The organism is Geomonas silvestris (assembly GCF_014193515.1).
In the GTDB taxonomy this organism is placed as follows: Bacteria; Desulfobacterota; Desulfuromonadia; order Geobacterales; family Geobacteraceae; genus Geomonas; species Geomonas silvestris.
In genome coordinates this window covers 14,773-41,471 of record NZ_BLXX01000006.1, presented here as the reverse complement: position 1 = coordinate 41,471, position 26,699 = coordinate 14,773, and the positions used below count along the sequence as shown (strand labels likewise).

Below are 26,699 nucleotides of genomic sequence, written 5' to 3'. Positions count from 1 at the left end.
ACATTAACTGGACCTGCCAGGGGCGAACCTCGTGTTCGCCCCGGTTTTGTTTCAACGGAGGCACCATGGAAGAGCTGGACACCGCGACGCTGAGAAAGTACGACTCGGACTACCTCTGGCACCCCTTCACTCAGATGAGCGAATGGGAAGGAGCCGACAACCTGGTGATCACCAGGGGCGAAGGTTGCTACCTCGTCGACTCGGACGGAAACCGCTACCTGGACGGCGTCGCCGCCATCTGGACCAACGTGCACGGCCACTGCCGGGCCGAGATCAACGAGGCGATCAAGGAGCAGGTGGACCGCCTGGAGCATTCGACGCTCCTCGGCCTCACCAACGACCGCGCGGCGCACCTCGCCAAGCGGCTGATAGACATCGCGCCTGCGGGCCTTGCCAAGGTTTTCTACTCGGACAACGGCTCCACTGCGGTGGAGATCGGTGTGAAGATGGCCTTCCAGTACCAGAACCAGACCGGGCACCCCGGGCGTACCAAGTTCATCGCCTTCGACAACGCCTACCACGGCGACACCGTGGGCGCCATGAGCGTGGGGGGGATCGACATCTACCACGAGGTCTACTCGCCGCTCTTGTTCCCGACCATCAAGGCGCCCTGCCCCTACTGCTACCGCTGCCCGCTTACCGAGGACCGTAACCCCGAGCGCTGCGGGATGCTCTGCCTGAAAGAGCTCGAGCGCCTGATGGAGGCGCACCAGCACGAGCTCGCCGGCCTGGTGATCGAACCGGCGGTGCAGGGTGCCGGGGGGATGATCGTACAACCGCCGGGCTTTCTGAAAGCGGTGCGTGAATTGTGCGACCGCTACGACATCCTGATGATCGCGGACGAGGTTGCCGTCGGTTTCGGGCGTACCGGCGCCATGTTCGCCTGCGAGAAGGCGGGGGTGACGCCGGACATCATGGCGCTTTCCAAGGGGATCTCGGCAGGCTACCTGCCGCTTGCCGCCACCCTTACCACCCGCAAGGTCTACGACGCCTTCTGGGGGGCCTATGCCGACCTGAAGACCTTCTTCCACGGACACACCTTCACCGGGAACCCGATCGCCTGTGCCGCCGCGCTGGCGAGCCTGGAACTCTTCGAGAAGGACCGCCTGCTCGAGGCGCTGGTCCCCAAGATCGCCTACCTGGGCGAGCGGCTCAAGGCTCTCCTGGATCTGCCGCATGTGGGCGACGTGCGTCACGAGGGGATGATCGGTGGGATCGAACTGGTGCTGGACAAAGAGGGGCGCACCCCCTACCCCTGGAAGGAGAGGGTCGGTGTCCGTGTCTGCCTGGAGGCCAGGAAGCACGGCCTGTTCCTGCGCCCGCTCGGCAACATCATCGTGGTTTTCCCGCCGCTCGCCATTTCGATGGATGAGCTCAAGATCCTGATGGACGGGATCGAGGCGTCGATAAAGACGATCACAATGGACAATTGACAAGGAGTGATGCCCAGTCGCTTCTGGCACTGCGACGATCGTTTCCCTGAAGCATGACAGCTGACCTCACGTCCTCCCCTTTGCGAAGGGGAGACAGAGGGGATTTAGCCCTGCTATCACCGTCACGTTTGCTACAGCTCTAAAACGCCCTCGTTCCCCCTTTGCGTTCTGGGGAACGAGGGCTCACCCGCAACACCTCAGGAAGCTACTCTGAGTTTCGCCACCTCTACCAAAAATCGGTCCCAAGGCGAAAACCATCAGCCCCACCTCCCTTTTCCGAAAGAATCACTTCAGACCGCGCCGAATAACTAAACGTTGCCCCGAACCGGGCCTCTCACTGTCCATTGTCCATTGTCCATTGTCAATTGCCGTTCAATTGTCTTTCACCTCCCTTTTTTCCTGGCATCCAGAACTGTGGTACATTAAGATACGTATTTCCATTTTGCCGGCCGCAGCCAGCACGGCACGAGTTTGAAACACCGAAGGAGCAGATCGATGGACCTGATTGACAGCCATTCACATATTTATGGCAACGAATACAGCGCCGACTTTCCCGAAATGCTGGAGCGTGCCAGTGCGGCCGGCGTCGGCACCATCTTGGCCGTTGGCGCAGACCTCGAATCGAGCCGCGAGGCCTGCCAACTCGCCGCCGCCTACGACCGGATCTACTGCTCGGTCGGCATCCACCCCCACGACGCGGAAGGTGTCACCGAACAGTGCTACGAGACGGTCCGCGAGCTCGCGACCGGGAACCCCAAGGTGGTGGCAATCGGTGAGATCGGCCTCGACTTCTACCGCGACCGCTCGCCCCGCGACCTCCAGGAGGAGGTCTTCCGCCGCTTCATCAGGCTCGCCCGCGAGCTGAAACTCCCCATCATCATCCACGACCGCGACGCGCACGACCGCATCCTCACCATCATGAAGGAAGAAAAGGCGCACGAGGTGGGCGGCGTACTGCACTGCTTCTCCGGCGACCTCGCCATGGCGCAGGAGGTGATCGCCATGGGGTTCAAGATCTCCATCCCCGGCACCGTCACCTACCCCTCGAACGAGGCGTTGCGCGAGGTGGTACGCGGGGTGAAGATCGAGGAGATGCTCGTGGAGACCGACGCCCCCTACCTCACCCCGGTCCCGCACCGCGGCAAACGCAACGAGCCCTCGTTCGTCCGCCTCACCGCAGAAAAGGTCGCCGAACTAAAGGGGCTCTCGCTCGAAGATGTCGCCCGGATCACCTCGTTCAACACCCGTCGCCTGTTCGGGATCCCGGACCCCGAGGAGCAGGCGACGCTCGCCTACAAGATCCGCAACTCGCTGTACCTGAACATCACCAACCGCTGTTCGAACCGCTGCACCTTCTGCCCGAAGTTCGAGGAACTGGTCGTGAAGGGGCACGAACTGAAGCTCTCCCACGAGCCGAACGCCGCCGAGCTATTGGCGGCCGTTGACGCCGCGGAGGATTTCAACGAGGTGGTATTCTGCGGCTACGGTGAGCCCCTGATCCGTCTCGACGTGGTACGCGAGGTGTCGGCCGAGCTCAAGAAACGGGGATACCAGGTGCGTATCAACACCGACGGCCAGGCCAACCTGGTGCACGGCCGCAACATCCTCCCCGAGTTGGCGGGCCTCGTCGACGTGGTTTCGGTAAGCCTCAACGCGGCGGACGCGGCAACCTACGCCCGGCTCTGCAACACTCCCTTCGGCGACGCCGGCTTCATCGGGGTGTGCGATTTCATACGGGAAGCGGCCAAGTACCTCCCGAACGTGGTGGCGAGCGCCGTGGCCCTGCCGGGACTGGACCTGGAGCCGATCCGGGCCCTGGCCCGGGAACTGGGGGCGGAATTCCGCGAGCGCGAGTACGCGGAGGTCGGTTAACAGAGAGTTCGTCCGGGGTAACCCCGGACATCACCGGTGCGGCACGAAGGCGACCCGCAAGGAGACCTGCATGCGTCTGAACAGAAAACACCTCGTCATCACCTCCCTCTGTCTGGTGGTCCTCTGTACTGCCCTGGTTCTCGGCTTTCCTCCGCTTGCCCGGCACCTGGCCGTGCAAAAAATCAGCGAGGCCACCGGGCGCCGCACCGAGATCGCCTGGGTCTCGTTCAACCCCTTCACCATGACGGCCGCGGTCGACGGCTTTCGCCTCAGCGAAAAGGGGAGCAGCGCCACCTTCGTCTCCTTTAGTTCGGCACGGCTCTCGCTGAGCCCACTCTCCCTCCCCAAACGCGCCTTCATCGTGCGGGAGATCACCCTCGACTCCCCCTACGTCCACCTGGTGCGCAGCGCTCCGAACCAGTTCAACTTCTCGGACCTGGTGACCGAGAAAAAGGAGCCGAAAAAGAAGGAGAGCTACCTCTTCTCTCTCAACAACATCACCCTGAAGCGCGGCCAGGTGGTGTTCCAGGACCAGGCCCTGAAAAGCGAGCGCATCCACCGGATTCGCGAGCTGACCCTCAACCTCCCCTTCATAAGCAACATCCCGTACCTGGCCGACCGTTACGTGACACCGCACTTCAGCGCCTTCGTGAACGAGACGCCGGTGGTCCTGGAGGGCCGCCTCAAACCGCTCACCCGCGCCATGGAGACGACCATCGACGTCACGGTACGGGCGCTCGATCTCCCCTACTACCTGGGCTACGTCCCGTTCCCGCTCCCGGTCCGTTTCGAGTCCGGCCAGTTGACCAGTGACTTGGAGGCCTCCTACCGCATCGACGCGAAGACCGGCCCCGAGGTGCTCCTCTCGGGCTCCCTCTCACTGGACGGCATCGCCCTCAAAGAGCCCGGCGGCGCCCCGCTGAGCGGGCTGAAACACGCGGGGCTCGCCATCAAGCGGGCGGCTCTTTTGACCAAACAGTTCGAGATCTCCCGCCTGGACTTGAAGCGTCCCGAAATCTTCGCCGCCCGCGATGCAGCCGGAACCTGGAATTTCCAGAAGCTCTCCGGCGCAAAGAAAGAGGCCCCGGCCGAACCGCCCGCCCCTAAAAAAGGCCAGAAGAAGGAATCGCCGCTTCTGCTCCGGCTTGCCCAGTTGAACCTCAAGGAGGGGAGCGTGCACTTCAACGATGCACTCCCCAAGGGTGGCTTCCACAGCGAACTAAGCGGCATCGAACTCGCCGTGACCGGCTTCACCACGGAGCGTGAGCACCGGGCCCCCTTCGATCTGAAAATCGCCACCGCCCGGGGAGAGCAGCTCGCCCTCAAGGGGGAGTTCTCGGCCGAGCCGCTCGACTTCAAGGCGCACCTGGCCCTAAACGGCATCCCGCTCAAGGACTACTACCCCTACCTCGCCGACAAGCTCACCACGCCGGTCAGCGGGAAGCTCGGAGTGGAGGCGGACCTGGCCTACAACGCCGTCAAAGGGTTCACCCTCGAGAAGAGTGCGCTTAAAGGTGAAAACCTGGCGGCCAGTTTCGGTAACGGCGAGGGGATCCTGCTGAAAGAAGCGCTGGTCAACGGCATCGCCCTGGACCTGAACGGCAGGAAGGCCGGCGTGGAGGGCGTCGAGTTCAAGGGGGGTAACCTGAGCCTGGGACGTGAGGCCGACGGGAGCGTCTCGGCCGAGCGGCTCCTGAAGAAGGAGGCCGGGAAAAAGCCCGTACCGGCAGCTGCGCCGCGCGGTGCCAAGAAGGAGAGCGCCCGTTCAGCCGCCCCGCCCGCACCCTTCAGCTACCGGATCGGGAAGATCTCGGGGAGCGAACTCGGCATCAGGTTCACGGACCGCAGCAAGGAAGATGCCCCGAGTTTCGCCCTCTCAAGGACCCGGTTTTCGGTAGCCTCGATCAGCGGTCCCCGGCAGGGGGCGATCCCCTTCACCCTCAGCGCAGGGTACGGCAAGGGGGGGCGGCTCGCGGCCGCCGGCGACCTGACGCCGGCGCCGTTCAGGATGAAAGGGAACCTCGAGTTGCACGGCATCCCGCTGCGCGACTTCGACGCCTACATCCCCGAGGGGACCCAGATCTTCCTCGCCGACGGGGCCCTCGACACCCGGCTCAGCTACAACCTGGCCCAGGACAAGGGTGCCGGGATGACCGGGAACTTCGCCGGATCCTTGGGGGTGCAGTCGTTTTACTGCCTCGACACCATCCTCGACGAGGATCTCCTGAAGTGGGACAGCCTGCAGCTCGAGCAGGTACGCGGGACCCTCTCCCCCTTCTCACTCGCCATCCAGGACGTCTCCCTCTCTAACTTCTACGCCCGGGTGACGGTGGAGCGGGACGGGACCCTGAACCTGCAGCACCTGAGCGCCGAAGAGCCCAAAGCGGCGGCACCGGGGACCAAGGCTCCCCCCGCCCCCCCCGCGAAAGCTCCCGCCCCCGCCCCGGGGCAGGCGCCCCCGGCGCGCACTGCCGCGGCGCCTGCCCCGGGGCAGGCGCCGGTCGCCGGCGCTCCCGCGCAGGAAGGGGCGCCGCGCGCCATCCGCATCGACACCGTGTCCCTGCAGGGGGGAACCCTCGACTTCAGCGACCGCCACCTGAAGACCCCCTTCACCGCCACCTTCTACAACCTGGGGGGGCGCGTAAGCGGCCTCTCCTCGGAGACCAACCGCGCAGCCGACGTCGACTTGAGGGGGAACCTGGAGAACCACTCGCCGCTCTCCATCACCGGGCAGATCAACCCGCTGCGCGGCGACCTGTTCCTCGACCTGAAGATCGCCTTCACCGACATCGAACTCTCCCCCTTCACCCCCTACTCCAACACCTTCCTGGGGTACATGATCGACAAGGGGAAGCTGAACCTGGACCTCGCCTACAAGATCGACAAGAAGGCGCTCACCTCGTCCAACAAGCTCTTCATCGACCAGTTCACCTTCGGCAAGGCGGTGGAGAGCGACAAGGCGACCAAGCTCCCGGTACGCCTCGCCGTGGCGCTCTTAAAGGACCGCAAGGGCGAGATCCATCTGGACCTGCCGGTCGTGGGGCAGACCGACGACCCGAAGTTCAGCGTCTGGGGGGTGGTCCTGCAGATGCTTAAAAACCTCCTGGTGAAGGCAGCCACCTCTCCCTTTGCCCTTTTGGGGTCGCTCTTTGGCGGCGGCGAGGACTTCAGCGCGGTCCCCTTCTCCCCCGGTTCGGCGCAGGTCAGCAAGGGGGACGAGGCGAAGCTCATGAAGCTTGCCAAGCTCCTCGAGGAGCGCCCGGCGCTCAACCTGGAGATCTCGGGGTTCGTGGACCGCGAGCGCGACGCGGAAGGGTACCGCAACGAGCTCCTTTTGAAGAAGATGAAGGGTGAGAAGTTCCGCGCCCAGGTAAAAGAAGGGAAGACCCGTACGGGACAGACCCAGGATGAGATCGAGATCCTGCCGCAGGAGAACTCGACCTACCTCAAGGCGGTCTACGCCAAGGAGAAATTCCCCAAGCCGCGTAACGTTTTGGGGATCGCCAAGGATCTCCCGGACGCCGAGATGCGCAAGCTGATCCTCACCCACACGGTAGTCGGCGACAACGAACTGCAGCTTTTGGCACGGGAGCGGGCCGAGGCGGTGCGGAACTACCTTTTGAAGGCGGGGAAACTGCCGCCGCAGCGGCTTTTCGAGAAGAACGCGGACATCTTCCGACCGAGCGCCAAGGAGGGGACCACGGCAAGCCGGGTGGAGTTCGGGGCGATGGTGAAGTAACGCTGTTCAGCGCAGGGTCGGCGGCTGGATGGTGAAGTAGAAGGTGGCGCCCTCTCCGGGGGCGCCCTGCCCCCAGACCTTCCCCCCCAGGCGCTCCACCATGCAGCGCACCATGGAGAGCCCCAGGCCGTGGCCGGCGAAGGTCTTGCCGTCGTGCAGCCGCTGGAAGGGGGCGAAGAGGCGGCTGGCGAGGGCCATGTCGAAACCGGCACCGTTGTCGGCCACGTAGAAGATGCTGTCCTTCACGCCAAAGCCGATCGAGCTCACCTCTTTGCCGGCACTGTACTTCCAGGCGTTACCCAAAAGGTTCTCCATGATGCTGGTCAGGAGCTCTTCGTCGCCGGTGACCACGACCCCGTCCTCGATCGCGCTTTGAAGCTGGCGCTTCGGGTCGGTGACGCTCAGGTCGCTCAGGATGCGACGCGCCATGCGGCTTAGGTCCACCGGTTGCCAGTTGAGCTCCATGAGGCGCACCTGGGAGAAGTCGAGCATCCGGTTCAGGGTCGCCTCCATCCGCTCGCCACCCGCGATCATCGACGCCAGGTACTCCCTCCCCGCGTCGTCCAGCCGCTCGCCGTAGAGCTCCTGCAACAACTCGCCGTAGCCGTAGATCACCCGCAGCGGGGTGCGCAGGTCGTGCGACACCGAGTCGTAGAGGAACTCGAGCACCTCGTTGGCGCGCGAGAGCTCGATGGTGCGCTCCTCGACCCGCCGCTCGAGCGAATCGGAGGCCTTGCGCAGCTGCTCGTACAGGTCGCGCTCGTTGGCCAGGCGCCGGGCGTTGCGGATCGCTATGCCGATGATCGGCGCCACCCCCTCCAAGACCCTGACGTCGTTCGGCCCCAACTCTCCTTCCCGCTTCGCGTCGCTTACCAGGAACACCCCGAGCGACTCCCCCTCGCAGACCAGGGGGGTGCAGATGAAGGAGCCGGCCCCCAGCGAGGCCAGGACCTCGCGCGACTCCTCGGTCAGGGGGAGCGCCGGGTCGCCGAGGTCGTTCACCAAGAGCGATTGCTGCTGGGTGTAACAGTGGGACAGCACCCCGTCGGGGATGGGGGGATCGATCGAGTAGCAGATCTGCTTGAGCATCTCGACGTGCTCGTCGCGCAGCCCAAAGGAGCTCCGCAAGGTGAGCGAATTGCCGTCAGCCCCCCCCAGGAGCAGGACCCCGGAGGTGTAGTCCAGACGCTTCTTCAGCACCTGGTTCAGGCTGTCCAGGATCTCGTCCAGGTCGGTGCGGCTCGCGATCACCTCGCCGATCTCGTTCACCATGAGGGCGGCGTCGTAGTTACCCTTGAGCTCCTCGAGCAGTTGCTGGCCGGAGCTGCGCATGGCGGCCATGCTGGTGCGCAGCGAGGCCCGCTCCAGGCGCTGGATCCACCCGACAAGCACCAGGTAGCTGACGAGAACGGTCAGGAAGAGGAGGCCGGTGTTGCCGTCGGGGGCGAGCCAGAGGCCGCAGCCGAGCACCACGGGGAGCAAAAGCAGGCTCAGGCGGCGCAGCCTGACCAGCCGGACCGAGGGGGAGTCGCTCCAGGTGACCCGGTAGCGGCAGATGCTGGCCCCCTCGAACATGCACTCGGGGTGGGAGATCTTTGGGGGGACACGGTAGCCAAAAAGCTGGAAACCGGCCTCCATGAACCCCATACGGTTTTCGCACTGGTAGGGTTTCTCGTCGACCCCCTCCTCGAACCGCACGATGACCTCGATCTCGCGGGGCCCTATGCGCCGGGAGCTGATCCGGGAGGAGCGGGTGTAGTTGGGGGCGAACCGAGAGACGATCGCGTAGAGGTACTCGGGGCCGGCCAGGGCCAGGAGGTACTCGCGCAGCCCCCCCAGGGCATCGGTGGAAAAGGCGTAGCGGCCGGCCTCGCGGGCGATGTCCCGGTTGCCGCACAACTGGACCATCTTCTCGTAAAAGAGGTCAGACTGTCTCTGGGTAAACCAGTGCCCGCGATCTGCGATTTCCGACTCTTTCATCCCCGCATGCTTAAGTATCTGCGGAATACTGACGAAGTCATACTTCTTTTTGAGCAGTTTCAAGCACGAATCGAAGATTCTGCTATTGTATAGTGGGGTATCAGGTGAAACGATTGCCATGTCCGCTCCAGTCTATCGACAGCGAGCAGATTCTACTGGCAATACTGTGGAAAAATCAACGACTTTTTCTATGTCATTGTTCAAAATGCTGGAGAGTGAAGCGCCAGGCGATTTTGTCAGGACGGCTCCGCAGTCGCCCGTTTGGACCAGGACGCCAAACCCGCGCTTTGACGGAATTCGGCCGGGGTGAGGGCCCCGGCGCTGGGGCGGCGTTGATCCCCCGGCACACCCGTCGGAAACCGGCACAAAAATTGCTGCAACAACGGGTACAACCGCGGCGTTCCCCGAAGGCTTCATGAGGGATACCGCGCAGTTCGCCTTACCTGACCGCTGCTACTAACGCCACCCGCTTCCAGGAGCGCCTAACCCGTGCAACCCGAACTCGACACCGCACAGTTTGAGGAAATCCTGGCGACTCTTCGAGAGGCGGTTGCTACACTCTCCCCCTACAACCTGACCCTCTACCGCAGGGGGGCAGGCGAACCCGCCGTTTCTGCGAAGTTTACCTACTGCGCCAGCCGGGTCCATGACCCGGTCAGCAACGAACTCGCCCGCCACTTCTTCGGCAGGGATCTCACCGGCTACTTCGAGGAAGCCACCCCGACGGTCTGCCGTTACGGCGGCGCCTTCATCGGGTTCGTGGTCCCCTTCACCCATCGGGGGGACCATTTTTGCCTGGTCGGCGACGGGGTCCGGGACACCTCGATCGACCTTTGGCAGCTCGCAGCACTCTCCCGGCAGGGGGGCACCGACGTCTTTTCGCTGTTTCCCCATGTGGAAACGCTTTGCACCTCCACGGCACGCGAGGTGGAAAACGTGGCAAGAGCCGTATCGAGGGAGCTCTCCCGCCTGAGCGCCGCGGCTCAGCAGCACCGCGAAATAACGGAATCGCCCGAACCGGCCTCCCCGGACTTGCGGGATGAGGCCGAAGCGGCGCTGGTAAACGAGCGCCTGGCCGAGATCGCCCTCTTCCTGGAGCGGGTGGAGCGCGCCCGGAGCCTGGCAGCCACCCTCGCCCTGTGCGCCGACAGCATCACCACCCTGCACCCGGGGGCCAAGCTCTTTGCGGCCCTGCGCGAGGACGACGGCGCCAACTACGAGCTCACCGGGCTGTGGGGCGTCCCCGAGGATCTGGGCAAGCTCCCGGCCGCCTCGCTGGGGGTCTTCCTGGACCGGGAGAAGCTGAAAACTACGGTTCCCTTCGATACCCCGATGCGCGCGGCGCTTCCCGGGATACGCGCGAACCTCGCCACCACGTTCCCCCTGGAGTCCGCCGGGGAGCGCCTGGGCTTTCTTTCCCTTTTGGACTGCGACCTTTCCCAAAACGACGCCCTGGTGGTCTCCATGCTGGCGCACGGCACCGGCTCGCGGATGGGGCAAGTGCTCAAGGAGGCCGAACAGGCCCGGGCCAGCTCGCTCTCCGGGCGCCTGCTCTCGCTCACCAACACCCTCCTGCACGTGGGGAGCAAGGACGAACTCTACAAGACCATCCTGGAGATCGCGGCGGACCTTTTGAACGCGGCCCAGGGGTCGATCATGCTCATCGACAAAAACGGCGAGACCATGCACATCGTCTTCACCAAGGGGATCACGCTGCACATCGCCCAGTGCCTCCCGATGAAGGTCGGCAAGGGGATCGCCGGCAAGGTTGCCCAGACCGGCCAGCCTCTCGTGGTGAACGACGTGGAAAAGGACAGCCGGGTGGCGATGATCAACCGCCCGCGCTTCAAGTCCAAGGCGCTCATCTGCATCCCCCTCAAGCTCAAGGACAAGATCATCGGGGTCTTGAACCTCTCGGACAAGGCGGACCTCGCCCCCTTCACCGACGCCGACCTGCAGCTTTTGACCTCCTTTGCGAACCTCGCCTCGCTCATGATCGAGCGCACCCTGGTGCTGGAGGAGTCGGTGCGCTTCGAGCAGCTCTCGGTGACCGATTCCCTGACCGGGCTGTACAACCGCCGTTTCCTGAAGAGCAGGATCGAGGAGGAGTTAAACCGCAGCAACCACCAGGGGCTGAACCTCACCATCCTGTTTTTGGACCTCGACTTCTTCAAGAACTACAACGACATCTGCGGACACCTGGCGGGGGACGAGGCGCTCAAGCGGACCGCGGACATCATCCAGGGGACCCTGCGCGAGATGGACACCGTGGCGCGCTACGGCGGCGAGGAGTTCTGCGCCCTGCTCCCCGGCACCAGCAAGGGCGAGGCCCTCATCGTCGCCGAGAGGATCAGGGCCGAGATCGAGAACGAGCGCTTTCCCGGCGAGCACAACCTCCCCCTGGGGAGGCTCACCGCAAGCTGCGGGGTCGCCTCCTTCCCCGAGGACGGCCGGACCTACACCGCGCTCATCCACGCCTCGGATATCGCCCTGTACCAGGCCAAGGCCAACGGCCGCAACCAGGTGGTGGCGGCGAACGCGCCCAAAGGCGAGCAAGCACCCCAACCGGCCGCCCCGCCCGAACCGCCGCCACAGCCCGCCGTGGCGCGCACCTTCGACTTCAACTCCTACCTCGAAGCCACCGAATCCCTGCGCCAGAAAGGGTGAGGCACCTCAAAGGACTGTCTCTATCCGGCCCTTACTCTCAGACCATTGGGCAGGGATAATTCCAGGCCGGGACACCTCTGTCACAGGGGCGCGCCCACCATTAAACCCGCCAAACCAAGAGCTCATCCCCACCCCCAAACGCGCCTAAGCGTGGCCTCCCAGCTGCAAAAAGAATCAAAACCCATCCTGTCAGGGGTTTACATGGTATTTTGCACATAATTCTGATGAAAAAACTGCCGAGTTGTGCTATTAGTGGTGCGAATTTCTGCCATGCGGAGCACGCGGTACGACGTGATTCATGCAATGATCGGTTCCTTACTCCAGTTTTTTTCTTGTTCTTGAGAATCAGTCGAGGTCCAAAGATGGAGAGCGCGCGCAAGATCCTGCAATTTGTCCGGCCGGGGACGACCATCGAGTTCCCCCACGACAACGAAAAGCAGATCCCCCGTTCCAAACTGATCAACAGGCTCAACTACCTGAACTTTCAGGACGGTTCCCTCTTGGTCAACTTCAAGCACAACAAGTACTCCCGGACCATCACCCTGGAGGCCAAGCCCCTCCCCTGCCACGACGAGGACCTGGAGTGCCTCTGGGTCGACCCCAGCGAGGTGCTGCAGAAGATCCGCTCCTCGAGCTTCGAAAACATCTTCATCATCGACGGCCAGAAACTGGTGGTGGCCACCCCTGCCATGGTGGAACTGAACGAGCGCGGCATTTCGCTGCGCCTTCCCGAGACCGCCCAGGAGGTGAGCTACCGCAAGGTGCGCCGCCACCTGTGCGAGGGGATCAGCGCCCAGATCATGCAGAACAGCGCCATCTTCGAGGGGACCCTGCTCGATTTCAACGCGCTCTCCTTCCGGGTCGAGGTGGAGGCGGTCCCCCCGCAGACCTTCCAGTGGGTCGACCCCGACCTGCCGGTCAACGTGGTCTTCTACGGAGCCGCCGGCGCCTATTACTCCGGCGAGTGCCGCATCACCAAACAAAACCCCGGCCAGCGGGTGCGCACCTACGTATTGGAGCCGATCCGCCTGCAGCGCCCCCGGTTCAAGCCCAAGACCTACCGCAGCGGGCGCCACAAGCTGGCCCCCTCCCCGAACATCTTCTTCAACCACCCCTTCACCGGGAAGCAGATCGACCTCAAGGTGCTGGACCTCTCCGGCAGCGGTTTCTCCGTCGAGGAGGACGCCAACAACTCGGTGCTCTTGCCCGGCATGATCATCGACTGCGTCGAAATAAACTTCGCCAACAGCTTCACCTCGCGCTGCCAGGCCCAGGTGGTGTACCGCTACGCCCTCGAGGAGGACCCGCGCAGCGTGCGCTGCGGGCTCACCATCCTCGACATGGACGTCCAGGACCACGTGCGGCTCTTGGCCCTGGTCTACCAGGTGGACGAGCAGCACTCCTACCTGAACAACAAGGTGGACATGGACCAGCTCTGGCAGTTCTTCTTCGAGACCGGGTTCATCTACCCGAAGAAGTACAGCCACATCAAGGAGAACAAGGAGAAGTACCGGGAGCTCTACGAGAAGCTCTACACCCAGCACCCGCGCATCGCGCGCCACTTCATCTACCAGGAGAGAAACGCGATCCTCGGGCACATGTCGACCCTGCGCTTCTTCGAGAACTCCTGGATGATCCACCACCACGCGGCCACCAAGGCGGAGTCGAACCACGCTGGGCTCGCGGTCTTGAACCTGATCAGCCGCTTCATCAACGACTCGCACCGGCTCTACTCGATGCACATGAACCACGTGTTCTGCTACTTCCGCCCGGACAACAAGTTCCCCAACAAGGTGTTCGGTGGCGCGGCGCGGGTCATGAGGAAGGCCAAGGCCTGCTCGCTGGACGACATGGCCTACCTGCACGTGCAGCGCGAGTTTTCCGGCCTGCAGCGCATGTCCGACGCCTGGAGCCTCACCGCCACCGTGAGAAACGACCTGCAGGAGCTGGAGAGCTTCTACGAGGAGCACTCCGGAGGTCTCATGATCGAGGCGCTGGACCTCGAATCGAGCATGCTCGACAGCGGCGACCTGGCGCGCGAGTACGCCGCCATCGGGTTTAGGCGCGAGCGGCACCTCTTCTCCCTCAAGATGCACGGCAACCTGGTGGCGATCTTCATGATCAACTTCTCGGACCTGGGACTCAACATGTCCGACCTGACCCACTGCGTCAACGTCTTCGTATTGGACGGCGAGGAGCTCACCAAGGAGATCCTGAGCATGACGCTCTCGATCCTCTTCATCCGCTTCAACCAGGAGCAGATGCCGGTCCTCATCTACCCGAAGAGCTACGCCGAGGCGCAGCAGATCCCCTTCGAGAGAACCTACGCCCTCTGGGTGCTCAGCATGCTCTACACCGACGAGTGGTGGGAATTCTCCGAGCGCCTCTTGCGGCGCATGAAGGCGTGACCGTCGTGAACGTACAAGGCCAGGAAATGGAAGTCATCGACGACGACAAGCCGCTTTACAACAGCAGGATCATCGACACCTACGTCAAGTTCATCAAGAGCACCTACCCTTTTGTGAACGTGGGGGAACTGCTGGAAAGCGCCGGCATGCACCCCTACCAGGTCGACGACCACGGCCACTGGTTTACCCAGGCCCAGGTCAACGCCTTCCACGAACGCGCCAGCCGGATGACCGGCAACCCCAACCTCTCCCGCGAAGCCGGCCGCTATGCAGCCTCTCCCGAAGACAACGGCGGGATGCGCCAGTACATCATGGGGATGGTCGGCCCGGCGATGGTCTACGAGCTGATCAACAAGGCGAGTTCCGTCTTCACCCGCTCCGCCGTCTACGCCTCCCGGCGCATCTCGACCAACATGGTGGAAATCACCGTAACGCCCAGGCCCGGGGTCCAGGAGCGCCAGTTCCAGTGCGACAACCGCACCGGGATCTTCGAGGCGATCGGCATGGTGTTCCAGAAGAGGATGCCGCGCATCGACCACCCGGAGTGCATCTTCAAGGGGGGCGAGGTCTGCCGCTACCTGGTTTCCTGGGAGAACGCGACGCTCCCCACCTGGGAGAAGGGGCGCACGCTCCTCTTGGGACTCACCGCCCTCACCGCAGGGCTCGCGCTCTTCTTCGACCCGATGGCGGCCCTCAGGTCCTTTCCGGGGATCTCGGCCGCGACCGCGCTTCTCTACGTGGTGTTCAAGCTCAAACGCGAGAAGCAGGGGCTCATCGACCGGCTGGACACCTTCCAGGACTCAAGCGACAAGCTTTTGGACCAGATCAACCTGAACTACAACATCGCCCGGGTCACCAACGAGATCGGCCAGGCCATCAGCCGCCAGAACAACGTGGACGACATCCTGGCGAGCGTGGTGCAGGTCCTCGAGGAGCGCCTGGACTACGACCGCGGCCTGATCCTGCTCGCCAACCAGAGCCGCTCCAAGCTGGTCTTCAGGGCGGGCTTCGGCTATCCCGAGGCGACGGTGCAGGCGCTCACCAAGACCACCTTCCACCTAAACCGCCCGGAATCCCAGGGGGTCTTCGTCATCTCGATGCGCGAGCAGAAGCCCTTCTTGGTGAACAACATCAACGAACTGGACGGCAGCCTCTCGCTGAGGAGCCTCGAGTTCGCCCGCAAGCTCGGTTCGCAGTCCTTCATCTGCTGCCCGATCATCTGCGAGGGGGAGTCGGTGGGGATCCTCGCCGTCGACAACCTGAAGTCCAAGCGCCCGCTTCTACAAAGCGACATGAGCCTTTTGATGGGGATCGCGCCGGTCATCGGCATCAGCATCCACAACGCGAACCTCCTCGACGCCAAGTTCGCCCAGTTCAGCTCGTTTCTCAAGGTCCTGGCCGCCTCCATCGACGCCCGGGACCCGCTCACCGCCGGGCACTCCGAGAAGGTCACCGAGTACTCGGTGGAGATCTGCCACGAACTGGGGCTCCCGCCAGCCGAAGTGGAGATGATCCGGGTCGCGGCACTGTTGCACGACTACGGCAAGATCGGGGTCCCCGACGCCATCCTCAAGAAAAACGGCAAGCTCACCGACCTCGAGTACGAGATCGTCAAGACGCACAGCTACAAGACGCGCGACATCCTGGACCAGGTTAATTTCGAGGGGATCTACAAGCAGGTGCCGGAGATCGCCGGTGCGCACCACGAGAAGGTGGACGGGACCGGCTATCCGCGCGGGCTCAAGGGGAAGGACATCCCGCTGGGGGCAAAGATCATCGCCGTCGCCGACTTCTACGAGGCGGTCACTTCGCTTAGGCACTACCGCGAACCGATGCTCGTCGAGGACGCCTTCCGCCTGTTGCGGGAAGGGATCGGCAGCCATTTCGAGAAGAAGGTGGTCGAGGCGCTGATCAGCTGCCGCCTGCGGGCGCGGGCGGCAGCCAACGATGAAATTCAGGAACTTCAGGAGAGCGGTTTGCGTCCCCGGCAGGAGATGATTGGGGTGTAGGTGAAGCGCCTGGGGTCGGCGAAGAAGGCCTGGAACTCGTCGCGGAACTCCTCGAAGCCGCCGGGGAACTCGGAGAAGTCGTAGAACGCCCGCGCCGCTACCTCGACCTTCTTGGTCCAGTTGAAGTCGTCGCTGTCCTTGAGCGCACCGAAGATGGTATGGTGCGCCCCCACCTTCACGTCGATGTCCTCGTACCCCAGATCGTACAGGTAGGCGTAGAGCTTGCGGCCGACATAGGCGTCGAAGTTGGCGCGCCGCTCGATGTTATTCATGATCTGCACCAGGGCCCGCTCCATGCGCGGGGTGTGCCCGAAGTGGGTCAGGCAGTTGTAATCGAGGTCGATGAGGCAGAGCGTGCCGCCGGGCTTCACGATCTTGTCGACGTTCTTCACTATCTCGAAGCTGTTCTGGTAGTGGTACTCGAGGACGAAGCGGATCCAGGCGAAATCGAACTGTCCGAAATCCTCGATCGGGGTGAGCGCGTCGCGCTGCTCGAAGCGCAGGGTCTCGCAGGCGTAGTGTTCGTTGCCGTAGGCGGCCCGCTTCGGCGAAAGATCGAAACCAAGCGAGCTGCCGCCCGGCTGCACCAACTGGTTCAGCACGTGGGTGGTGATCCCCGGGCCGCACCCCACGTCCACCAGCCGCATCCCGGGCTTGATTCCCGCCCACAACGCCTGCTGTTTGACCTGCTCAACGTCCGTCTTGACAATCAGACGCCTTGTTTCCTCGTCATTTTCCATCATGTAGTTGGTGCACTGCATCAGGTAATGATCTCCGGTAGTTTGATTTGTTTCGACCTCAGGAAAATACCACAGATACGGCAAGCTAACAATCATTAAAGGTTGCGCAAGACCATGCCGACAAGACAGTACTATGTTTACAGAAACAACCCGATGTGGTATGAAACGGAAAAAGTCTTACAGGGCGAGCTTCCTTTTGCCAGGACAGCGTCAGAATATATTCAGATACGCTTCTGGCTCGCGCAGTACCGTGCCACACCCCGAAAGGTTACCTCAGACCAATCTTACTTATCGCAACAAAACTGTTTATTTCCAGTATTCAATGCACCGAACTGTTTTCAATTAGGGGGAGCGCACGATGAACTTCAGAAAGAACTTGGGCTGGGTGGCCCCGACCTTACTCTTCACCCTGACACTGGCGACTGCCAACGATGCCAAGGCCTCCGGGTTTGCGGTATTCACCCACGGCGCCTCGGCACTGGGCCAGGGCAACGCGGTCACCGCCCACACCCAGAGCCCGAGCACGATATTTTACAATCCGGCGCTGATGAACCGCCTGGACGGCACCCGCCTGGAACTCGGCACCACCGCGCTTTTGGTCTCGCGGGAATACGAGCCTGCCGGCACCGGCACCCCGACCTCCAACGATTCGAGCTTCTTCCCGAGCAGCTTTTACGTCACCCACAAGTTCAGCGACGCGGTCAGCGCAGGCGTGGGCGTTTTCAACCCCTTCGGCCTGGGGACCGAGTGGAGCGATAGCTGGGACGGCAAGTACATCGCCACCAAGTCGAAACTTACCACCTACAACCTCAACCCGGCTGTTTCCTGGCAGGTGACCAAGGAGTTCGCGGTCGCCGCCGGCCTCGACGTCATGTTCCTCGACGCCAGCCTGCAGCGCAAGCTCCCGCCGACGGTAGTGGGGCTGCCGCAGCAGGCAGGTGACGTGAACAGCAAGTTCAAGGGAGACGGCATCGGCGTCGGGTTCAACGTCGGCGCCGCCTACGATCCGATCAAGGATGTGACCGTCGGCGTTTCCTACCGCAGCCCGGTAACCGTCAGTATCAACGGCGACGGCACCTTCTCGAACCCCAACCTCCCGGGGGGGAAGATCGGCGTCCCGGGCAAGTCCAAAGTCACCCTGCCGCAGCAGCTGACCGCAGCCGTAGCCTACAAGGGGATCGAGCGGCTCACCGTAGAAGCCGGCCTGCGCTGGGAGGGGTGGTCCTCCTTCGACAAGCTGCAGATCGACCTCGATAACGGCAACAGCACGACCACGCCGCGCGACTGGCACGACACCTGGGGCTTCAACGTCGGCGGCCGCTACCAGTACAGCGACACCGTGGCGCTTTTAGCCGGCTACGTCTACGGGGACGCCGCGGCTCCCGGGAGCACCTTCGACCCCTCCATTCCCGATGCCAACACGCACGTCTTCTGCCTGGGCACCGACCTCAACTTCGACCGGTTCAACGTGGCCTTCTCGTACGCCTACCAGCTCTACGAGGACCGCACCAAGAGCAACACGATCAGCGGCGGCCTCCCCTCGCCTCCCTTCAGCACCGCGAACGGGACCTACCGGACCGACGCTCACCTGCTCGCGGTGAGCCTCGGCTACAAGTTTTAGGAGCATCAGCTTTCTGCAAATCGAAAGGCCTCTTCCCTATGGGAGAGGCCTTTTTTCTTTTTCCCGGCACCGATCCGCCTGGTGATCCCCTAGCTCACGCCCGGCAGCAGGTAGTGCCCTACCCAGTCGTTGGCGAACTGGTTGGCGATACGTCCGCTGCGGTCCCCTTTTTTCTGGGACCAGAGGATGGCGGCGTCCTGGCATTCCTTATCCCAGGGAACCTGGGCACCGCATTTGGCGGCGAGCTTGCCGACCCACTGGCGTACCACCTCGAGATACTGATCCTGCGTGAAGGAATGAAAGGAGACCCAGATCCCGAAACGCCCGGAGAGCGAGATCTTCTCCTCCACCGCCTCGCCGTGGTGGATCTCCCCCTCGACCATCATGGCCCCCTTGTTGTCGCTTTCGTACTCGGGAATCAGGTGGCGCCGGTTCGAGGTGACGTAGATGAGCACGTTTTCCGGAGGCGCGTACACCGCCCCGTCCAGCGCACTCTTGAGCATCTTGTAGCTCGACTCCCCGATCTCGAAGGAGACGTCGTCCGAGAAGATGAGGAACCGGTAGGGTGCACTTTTGAGCCGGTCCACGATATCCGGCAGGTGGATCAGGTCGTCCTTGTCGACCTGGACCACCCTCAGGCCTTGATCGGAGTACCTTCTGAGCAGCGCCCGCACCAGCGAGGACTTTCCGGTCCCCCGGGTCCCCCAGAGCAGCGCGTTGTTGGCGGGAAGGCCGGCCAGGAACATCCGGGTGTTTTCCTCGATCACCCTCTTCTGTCTTTCGATCCCCAAGAGGTCCTCGAGGCGGATCCCCTCGATGCTGTCCACCGGGTCCAGGTACCCGGAAAACGAGCGGCGCTTCCAGTTGGCCGCGTGATGCACACTCCAGTCGATGGGCGCCACCGGCTGGGGAAGCAGGAATTCCGCCGCCGCCAGCACCCGTTTCAGTTGACCAATCAGTTCGGCATCAAGTTCCACATCAACCTCCCCTTGCGAGATCGAGCCAGCAACACAGCAACAGATCGAGCCGGATAACCGGGGAAGCACCCGCCCGCGGTGGTGGTCAGTATCCCAGTGTCCCGCAGTTCCAGTCATGCCCCCTGCCCTGCAAAGTTCCTCAACAAAAGCAGGAAACCTGAAAAACGAGGCCTTTGCCTGTACATGCACCCCGGCTCCCGCCCTGCCCGCCGGCACCTCCGGACTACTTAGCCTTGGCGAACTTCGGATCGAGCTCGTGGATCAGCTCATCATAGGCGACCAGCGACTTTATGAGCGGTGCGTCCTTCTTCACCGTCTCATCGAACAGCCTGAACTTCGCGTTGAAGCCAGCAGCACGGTTTCTCAAGGCGGTGGTACTCTCGGCGAGGAAACTCTTTTCCTTCTTGTCGTCATTCTTTAACAGCGACTTGGTCTTCGCCCAGTACTCGTCGGTGGAGCCGATGTAGTGGTTCAGGCTCTCCAGAAACGACAGCGAGGAAGCGGAGAGCTCCGAGGTGCTGGCGAGCTTTTCCTGCACCTCGACCATCCCTTTCAGGAGATCATGGTCGGCGAAGCGCACCAACTCGGAGACCTCGCGGGAACTCGACTCCTTGGCAAGGTCCAGGGCATCGACCCGGGCCACGAACTGCTGCGAGATCGCCAGGTACTTGTTGATCGAGACCGAAGCGGCACTCAGCGAGAGCGCGGCGTTTGAGACGAACTTGGTGAACACCGAGGCCTGACCTGCGTAGGGGATCGGGAGCACCTTGGCGAACCCTGCAGCCACCGAACCTGCCGAGATGTACTTCGAATAGGCGGCGATGTTCGCCGACATCCACTTGACGTATCCCTCGAAGTCGGTGAGCCCCTGGCGCTGAGCCCGGATGTCCGCTGCGACCTCCTTGAGGCGCTTGCCGTTTTTGGCTGCCAGGGCACCGGAGCTGATGCTGCAGCTCTCCAGCGCCTTCAGCTTTTCCTGAAGCAGGGCGTTTTCCCTGGTAAGGGCAGCCAGGGCAGCGTCGGCAGGCGCCTCGACGGCAGGGAGTGCGGAGAGACTTGGCGGCAGCGAGGCGACAGCCCCTTCCTGGGCGCCGGCCAGGGATCCTACTAAGCTCGTTGCAAGTGCGATTGCGACAAAAAGAGTGCGATGGTTCAAAAAGCACCTCCTCAGGGATAACTCGGGACAAACAGCGACACCATACCGCAAAGCGTTGCAGCACACAAGGCGAAATCAGGCGCAAAAAAGCCGCGCCAAGTGGGTCTTGGCGCGGCGGGAAAGGGAGTTGGAAACTGCTACAGACTGTCGAGCTGCACCGTGTGGAGTGTGCAGACAAGGGCCGTTGTTGAGCCAATTATGATTCGCCCAGCAGCGAGAGACACAACAAGATCCGTACGTACTTTTCGACTACTCCTGGTAGTTGATCTTGTAGCTGAAGCTCTTCGGCTCGTAGAAGTCGAGCGGGGTGCCACCCACCTCTGCGTAGGGATAACCGAAGGTGTTGAGCGGAGCGCCGGCCTGCGGCGGGTTGAGCACCAGGTCGCGCCCCTGGGCCAGCTTGAAGCGGTAGGCATCGATGCCGCCCCAGAAGTAGTCGCGATACTCGCGGGTCTTCGCGTCTTTAAGCTCGAGTTTCTCGACCAGCATCGCCTTGCGCACGTCGGCCGGATCGACCGGAACCCAGCCGAAACCGGGGAGGAAGAACTCGACCCAGCAGTGCTGGTAGCCGGTGATGTCTTCCTGGGCCTTCTTGCCCAGGCGCAGGCCGAATACCTCGCGGCTGGGAACACCGGCAGCGCGGGCCAGCGCAATGTAGACCGAGGAGATGTCGGTGCATTTGCCGCCGGGCTTCTTCAGGAGTTCGCAGACATCGCCCTTGCCGCAGCCGCGGGTGGCCGGGTCGCGGTACATGTTCTCGCAGGTCCAGTCGTAGATGGCCCGGGCCTTCTCGAGGACGGTCTTCTTTCCCTTGGTGATCTGATCCGAGAGCTGCTTGATCTCGCCGCTAACGGGCCCCATGGAGGACGGCTGCAGGTATTCTGCGTAGTCGGCGCGGTTCCAAGCCGGCTCTTTGGTCGGCAGATTCTTGAGCTGGATCTCCTGACGCTCAACCTTGAACGAGTAGCTGAGCTTGCGGCTGGTGGCACTTTTGTCCCAGCGGGCAAAGAGGATCGGGGTGCCGTTGACCGGATCGGTGTAGACAGCCGAAGCGGCATAGTCTCCGGTAACCTTCACATCGGTCACGTTCTGGTTCTTATCGGATACGGCGTAGGGAATCCAGAGTTTGGTCTCTTTCCCGGCCTCCTGCTTGGAGAGGTCTACCTCGTAGGTAACCACGCCGCTGCGGCTTTTGGCCCAGGCGGCCGGAGCCAGTACCAGGGAAAGGGCGATCAACGACAACAACATTTTCTTCATCTAGTTTCCTCGCTGCTTTAAGATGCAAGGCATGAGCGCCTTGGGGAGTTGAAACCGCGGTTCTAAGTTCCACGTTCTACGTTGTGTGGCGCCCCTACAGAAACCTCGGTTCACGAATGTAGAACTAAGAAAGAACGGTGGCACCTAGAACCAGTATGCAGCCCGCACCAGGAAAGCACAGCTTGGAACGCCGCTTTCCTGTCAGGGGGACCTAAGTAATATGACAATTGACACTGTTCAGTCAAATTGATAAATTCGATAAATACATAATCAGTTATCGCAAAATACTATGGGATCTCTCTATGAACCTGAAGCAGCTTGAAGTGTTTATCAACGTCGCCGAAAGTGGCAGTTTTTCCAAAGGGGCAGAAGCGACCTTTATCACCCAGTCGACGGTGAGCCAGCACATCTCTGCACTGGAAAGTGAATTCGGCCTGAAACTCCTGGATAGGACCGGCAAGGGAGCGCTGCTTACCGAAGGCGGCAAGCTGCTCTTGGAGCGGGCGCGCCGCCTGGTCGAATATGCACGGGAGATTACAGTCGCGGTCGATCGTTTCAAGGGGGTCGAGGAAGCCGTTTTGCGCATCGCCGGCAGCAGCATCCCGGGCGAGTACATCATCCCTGCCGCCCTCCCCTTGCTGCTGGGCAAGTTTCCCGGGCTTACCCTGATCCAGGCCCAAGGCGACAGCCAGGATGTGCTCGACAAACTCAAAGCGGAGCAGGTGGAATTCGGCGTGGTCGGCGCAGCCCTCGAAGACGATGCCATCGAGTACACACCTTTTGCCAAGGACCACCTGGTGCTGATCGCACCGGCGGGGCACCGCTGGGCCGGAAGCGGGCCGGTCGCATTGCAGGAGCTGGTCAACGAACCGTTCGTGCTGAGAGAGCCGGGGTCAGGGACCGGGCGCGCCTACCTGAACGCGCTCTGGCAGGCAGGGATCAAACCCGCGAACCTGAAGGTCGCCGCACAACTGGGCAGCAACGAGGCGATCAAGCGGGCGGTCATGGCGGGAGTGGGAGTTTCCTTCGTCTCGGAGATCTCGGTACAGCGGGAGGTGACCCAGGGGGCGCTGGTGCAGGTGCCGGTGGCGGGAATCGACATCAAGCGGGAATTTTTCCTGGCCCGGAGGAAGGGGCGCGAGCTCTCGCCGGCGGCCCTGGCCTTTGCCCGCGTACTCCAGGAGCTGTATGCAGGGGGAAACGCTTAGGCGCGTTGCTCAGTCAAACGTCGAGCGGAGTTTTTTGCGCAGAGAGGCGGCCTTCTTGTCGGAGAGCCGCCTCTCTTTTGCCGCTTTGGGAACCTTGGTCGCTACCCGCTTTTTAACCTTCTGTTCCCGCTTGCGCAGCGCCGCTGCCAGCCGTTCCAGGGCCTTCTCCCGGTTCTGAAACTGCGAGCGGCTTTCGCTGGCCTGGGCCACCACGCCGGTGGGGAGGTGGCGGATACGCACCGCCGAATCGGTGGTGTTGCGATGCTGCCCCCCAGGACCGCTGGCCCGGTAGTATTCGATTTTCAGATCTGCTTCTCGTATCTCCACGCTTCTCTTCCCCCGCCCTTACCTTGGCTGCGTTCTCGTTCCGGACAGCTTTAGCACAGCACGAGCCTCAGGTCCAGTACGGTCCGTCAAACGGCACTGTCCGCAGGTGGCCCCGAGTTGAGACAGCGGGATTCTCTGTTACAGTAGGCACTGCCGTCCGGGCTGCTACGACGGTTGCGCCGATGGAAGGTCTCAGGAGGGACTGCCGACACCACACGAGGAGTCGAATCATGGACGACGAGACGTTCAAGAGCGAGTTGTTGACCAGGTTGGACCGGATCCAGTCCCTGCTCAGTTACCTGTGCGGAGCGGCCAAGGCGTCGGAGGAGCGGGCCCAGGCCGGACTTGGAGTTCAGAAAAAGGCGGAACCATCCCTCCCCCTCGGGGAGCGTTCGCTGCTACAGGAAGAGATGCAGGACGACTACCACCAAGCCCTCAAGAAGTGGCAGTCCGCCAGGCAGGGGTGATTTGGCCGCCCCCCTGGTATCTCGATTTGAACGTTCTCCCCTACCCGTTCGAGCCCCCTATCCCACCATAATTCCGAGCAGTTGTGACATGCCCGTCCTGTGAAGGATTCGCGAAACCAAGAATAGAGAAAGTGTCTCCCTGAAGGCCCTCATCTGCCCTCGCGTCCCCGCGTGGAAAGGTTCTTGTCTGAGTTGGGAAGCGTAAAAAGGTAGCTCAACAGCAGTGCTGTGGCCATACGTCCTCCCCTTTGCGAAGGGGAGACAGAGGGAATTTTGGGCTTTTCCGAGTTAGATGGTTAAGGCGTAAAGAAGGCGAATCCCCCCTGTCCCCCCTTTTTCAAAAGGGGGAACCTGAGGTCACCTGTGGTGCTTGGGGTAAATGGGGCAGCGGCCTTCCGGAATATCCAGAAGACTCAAAATACGGGGAATGTGGAATTTGGCGGCGGCGCCGCACCTGCCGAGCGCCTCACTGCTAAACCGGAGGAGAGCCGCAAGGTGCGCACCGTAGCGTTTAGGATCAATCCGCGTGCGCTTTCCGCGCGACCGGCCCAAGGCGCCGGAAGCGCTCAAAGTCCGGATCGGGATAGCTCTCGCGCTTCCAGCGCAGACCCGAGTCCCTGATGGTGCCGGGTTCCTCGGCCTCGAAGAGAAGCTCGAAGGCGCGCAGCAGGATGTCAAACTGCTGGTTGCGCGCTCCTACTTCGCCGAGTGCGTGGCCGAAGGGGAAACGCATGTAGAGCGCGCGCGGCGGCGGTGTCTTCTCCGTCACCTCGCGAACGATGGAAAGCGATGTGGTCGGAATCCCGGCGGCCTCGATGGCCCTCGCTACCAGTCCCACGGACCGGTTGCAGGAGCCTCAGGCAGGCACCAGGAGTGCGTAGTTGACCCCCGCGGCGACCATCTTCCTGGCAATGAGCGGAGCAGTCTGTTCCTGCAGGGTCGCCAGGTGCGGGCCGTCGATGTGCCCCATGATCGAAAAGCCCACCTGGTGGAGACTCCCGATGGCACCGGCCTGTAGCAATTCCTTGAGCCGCTCCACCGGAAAGACCAGGTTCAGGTCGTTTTCGGCGTCGCGATGATCGTAGTAGTCATGGGTGATGCGCAGCTCCTCGCGCGGGGTGTCGATCGCGACCTCCCTAAGGCTCGCGTCCCCCTCTGAGTCGCTCATGTCGAACGGTATCTGGCTTGCCAGGTGCACCCCTCCGGTCGTCACCAGGGCGATGCGCGCCTTGGTAAGCGGCAGCAGCGGCTCGACCCAGGGAATTTCACCGGTGTGCTGGACGAGGCTCTTCCCCCAGCGCGCGGCGAGGGAGGGAAAGGCGGTGAAGACACGGGCCAACAGCTGGTTTTTCAGTCGTCCCACGGAAAACTCCTTTCGTTACTATCAGTCTTGGTGCAGACGTACCTTGAGCGCCACGCTGCCGTCGCCCGTTGCGGCGCGCCCCAGCTTGTCGACCACGAGGTAGCGCACCCTTAGCGTGCTCAGGTTCTTCAACACGGCGGGATCTTTGGGTTTTAACACCGCGGCCATGTCGAACATCGAGTGAAAGACATCGCCGGCGATCACCTTACCACTATCGGTGCGAAACTGGAACTCTTTGATCTCAACCGGGCGGTCGAAAAGCGCGTCGACCTCCTTTACCGGTTCCTCAGCCGACTCTTTCATTGCGATAACCGTCAAAAGGCGCGGCTCGCCCGGCTCCGCGACCGACGCGGCGGGCTGTTCCTTAAGTGCCAGCTCCGGAATGAGTTCTTTCCCCTCGCTCAAGACCCGCACCTTGTTCACCCCCGGGAACTGCGCCAGGGTAAGCGCCACGCTCGACTTGAGCAGTGCGTTCTTCTCCGGGTCGAGCGCCAGTTGCCCCACCTCCCTGCTGTAGTCCACGCTGACCGTCCCCCTATCCTCGCTCAAGGACAAAAGCCGGCTCCCTGGCGGGAAGAGGCGCAGGAACTCGCCGCGGTAGCTCGACTCGTCCATGCCGCCGACCATCCGCTCCAGGGCCACCTTCTTGAGACTCCTCTCGTCGAAGCTGAAAAACGGAAACGGCATGAACTTGCCGGGGTTCTTCACACTGGGGAAGTAGATGACGAAGGCGAAACAGGTACCCTTGTCGGTGGTGGGTGCCGGACCGAAGGCCCGCTCGAAGGCGCCGGTGGCCGAGACGCGGGCGGGTTTGGCGGCGGGGGGAGGCTCGGAACGCTGGCAACCCGCCAAGACGGGCAGTGCCAGCAGGGCGGCCAGAACGATTCCCGGAAAACGCATCGGGCGCTCCTTATGCGACCAGGGGAGCTTGCAACTCCCCCGGCGCGTTTGCGGTGGGTTACTTCACGGTGTGCCAGAACTTCGCGTTGCGCACTTTGCCGTCGGCGAGTTTGAACCTGCACATCACCCCGTACTTCCCGGGCTTGGAGAGGTCGAAGTCGGCGCCGAAGTGCCCCTGCATCCCCATGAGGTCCTTGGTCTGCTCGGACTTGTCCGGACCCTGCAGTTTCAGCTTCACCTCGCCCTCGGTCAGGGCCTTGCCGGTCTTGGCATCCTTGAAATCGACGGCGATGTGGTGGGTCTCCTTCACCCCGGCGGGCATCTCCATTTTCATGGCCTTCATGTGCTCTTTCATGTTCATGACGCGGAAGGTCGCCTTCACCCCCTCCACAACTTCCTCATGGGCCGCGGCGCCCTTGTGGTCGCCATGCTCCATCTTCATGGAACCGTGGTCCATGGCATAGGATACCTGAACTGCGCTGAGGGCGAAAGCTGCTGCGACGAGTGCGATGGTCTTTTTCATACGATTGCTGCTCCTTTGCGTGGGTATGTGCGTAAGCGATAAACCTGAATCC

At 62.4% G+C, this 26,699-nt stretch carries 17 protein-coding genes and 1 pseudogene; 9 read left to right on the top strand and 9 right to left on the bottom strand.

Annotated elements, in window-relative coordinates:
* Positions 1-65 precede the first annotated feature (65 nt).
* The 3 genes from bioA to GMST_RS11185 all read left to right on the top strand — a co-directional run bounded on the left by bioA (position 66) and on the right by GMST_RS11185 (position 7,044).
* Positions 66-1,433: an adenosylmethionine--8-amino-7-oxononanoate transaminase gene (bioA, locus tag GMST_RS11195; RefSeq protein ID WP_183354747.1), complete on the top strand. Its 1,368-nt coding sequence runs from the start codon at positions 66-68 to the stop codon at positions 1,431-1,433.
* A gap of 495 nt (positions 1,434-1,928) precedes the next feature.
* The gene (locus GMST_RS11190) at positions 1,929-3,305 is read left to right on the top strand and encodes a TatD family hydrolase (protein ID WP_183354746.1); all 1,377 of its coding nucleotides are present in this window, start codon (positions 1,929-1,931) and stop codon (positions 3,303-3,305) included.
* Between the two features lie 70 nt (positions 3,306-3,375).
* Complete coding sequence (locus GMST_RS11185) at positions 3,376-7,044, top strand: DUF748 domain-containing protein (protein WP_183354745.1); 3,669 nt, start codon at positions 3,376-3,378, stop codon at positions 7,042-7,044.
* A gap of 6 nt (positions 7,045-7,050) precedes the next feature.
* Here the strand turns inward: GMST_RS11185 and GMST_RS11180 are convergent, their stop codons facing one another.
* Positions 7,051-9,024 carry a sensor histidine kinase gene (locus GMST_RS11180; protein WP_246399417.1) on the bottom strand — a complete coding sequence of 658 codons (1,974 nt, stop codon included), beginning with the start codon at positions 9,022-9,024 and terminating at the stop codon, positions 7,051-7,053.
* Between the two features lie 489 nt (positions 9,025-9,513).
* On the opposite strand from GMST_RS11180, the gene GMST_RS11175 reads away from it, so the two are divergent.
* From GMST_RS11175 to GMST_RS11165, 3 genes are all read left to right on the top strand, one after another.
* Positions 9,514-11,691, top strand: a complete 2,178-nt coding sequence (locus GMST_RS11175) for a sensor domain-containing diguanylate cyclase (RefSeq protein WP_183354743.1) — start codon at positions 9,514-9,516, stop codon at positions 11,689-11,691.
* Between the two features lie 362 nt (positions 11,692-12,053).
* On the top strand, positions 12,054-14,099 hold the full coding sequence (locus GMST_RS11170) for a PilZ domain-containing protein (protein WP_183354742.1): 2,046 nt from the start codon (positions 12,054-12,056) through the stop codon (positions 14,097-14,099).
* Between the two features lie 26 nt (positions 14,100-14,125).
* Positions 14,126-16,108 (top strand): HD domain-containing phosphohydrolase, encoded by a 1,983-nt coding sequence (locus tag GMST_RS11165; protein WP_183354741.1) that lies wholly within the window; start codon positions 14,126-14,128, stop codon positions 16,106-16,108.
* On the opposite strand, the gene GMST_RS11160 is transcribed toward GMST_RS11165, so the two are convergent.
* Positions 16,063-16,869 carry a class I SAM-dependent methyltransferase gene (locus GMST_RS11160; RefSeq protein WP_183354740.1) on the bottom strand — a complete coding sequence of 269 codons (807 nt, stop codon included), beginning with the start codon at positions 16,867-16,869 and terminating at the stop codon, positions 16,063-16,065. The genes GMST_RS11165 and GMST_RS11160 overlap by 46 nt on opposite strands.
* A gap of 337 nt (positions 16,870-17,206) precedes the next feature.
* Between GMST_RS11160 and GMST_RS11155 the strand changes: the two genes are divergently transcribed.
* Positions 17,207-18,469 (top strand): OmpP1/FadL family transporter, encoded by a 1,263-nt coding sequence (locus GMST_RS11155; protein ID WP_183354739.1) that lies wholly within the window; start codon positions 17,207-17,209, stop codon positions 18,467-18,469.
* Between the two features lie 89 nt (positions 18,470-18,558).
* Here the strand turns inward: GMST_RS11155 and GMST_RS11150 are convergent, their stop codons facing one another.
* The 3 genes from GMST_RS11150 to GMST_RS11140 form a co-directional block, all read right to left on the bottom strand.
* Positions 18,559-19,446: an ATP-binding protein gene (locus tag GMST_RS11150; protein WP_183354738.1), complete on the bottom strand. Its 888-nt coding sequence runs from the start codon at positions 19,444-19,446 to the stop codon at positions 18,559-18,561.
* 223 nt (positions 19,447-19,669) lie between these two features.
* Entirely contained in the window at positions 19,670-20,602 is a 933-nt protein-coding gene (locus GMST_RS11145) for a hypothetical protein (protein WP_246399414.1), read from the bottom strand.
* A gap of 249 nt (positions 20,603-20,851) precedes the next feature.
* Positions 20,852-21,859: a transglutaminase-like domain-containing protein gene (locus GMST_RS11140; RefSeq protein WP_183354737.1), complete on the bottom strand. Its 1,008-nt coding sequence runs from the start codon at positions 21,857-21,859 to the stop codon at positions 20,852-20,854.
* A 302-nt stretch (positions 21,860-22,161) separates the two neighbouring features.
* On the opposite strand from GMST_RS11140, the gene GMST_RS11135 reads away from it, so the two are divergent.
* Positions 22,162-23,067, top strand: a complete 906-nt coding sequence (locus tag GMST_RS11135) for a selenium metabolism-associated LysR family transcriptional regulator (protein WP_183354736.1) — start codon at positions 22,162-22,164, stop codon at positions 23,065-23,067.
* Positions 23,068-23,076: 9 nt separating this feature from the next.
* Here GMST_RS11135 and GMST_RS11130 read toward each other — a convergent pair.
* A pseudogene (locus GMST_RS11130) lies at positions 23,077-23,394 on the bottom strand (peptide chain release factor-like protein); the annotation flags it as partial.
* A gap of 230 nt (positions 23,395-23,624) precedes the next feature.
* Here GMST_RS11130 and GMST_RS11125 point away from each other — a divergent pair.
* Positions 23,625-23,861 (top strand): hypothetical protein, encoded by a 237-nt coding sequence (locus GMST_RS11125; protein ID WP_183354734.1) that lies wholly within the window; start codon positions 23,625-23,627, stop codon positions 23,859-23,861.
* A 517-nt stretch (positions 23,862-24,378) separates the two neighbouring features.
* Here GMST_RS11125 and GMST_RS22495 read toward each other — a convergent pair.
* Genes GMST_RS22495 through GMST_RS11105 form a run of 3 tightly spaced genes read right to left on the bottom strand, consistent with a single transcriptional unit; the run spans position 24,379 to position 26,647 of the window.
* A complete protein-coding gene (locus GMST_RS22495) occupies positions 24,379-25,224 on the bottom strand; it encodes a glycine/sarcosine/betaine reductase selenoprotein B family protein (protein ID WP_308936492.1) in 846 nt (281 codons plus the stop codon).
* Between the two features lie 21 nt (positions 25,225-25,245).
* A complete protein-coding gene (locus tag GMST_RS11110) occupies positions 25,246-26,124 on the bottom strand; it encodes a GerMN domain-containing protein (RefSeq protein WP_183354731.1) in 879 nt (292 codons plus the stop codon).
* Between the two features lie 58 nt (positions 26,125-26,182).
* Complete coding sequence (locus tag GMST_RS11105) at positions 26,183-26,647, bottom strand: hypothetical protein (RefSeq protein WP_183354730.1); 465 nt, start codon at positions 26,645-26,647, stop codon at positions 26,183-26,185.
* Between the last annotated feature and the right edge of the window lie 52 nt (positions 26,648-26,699).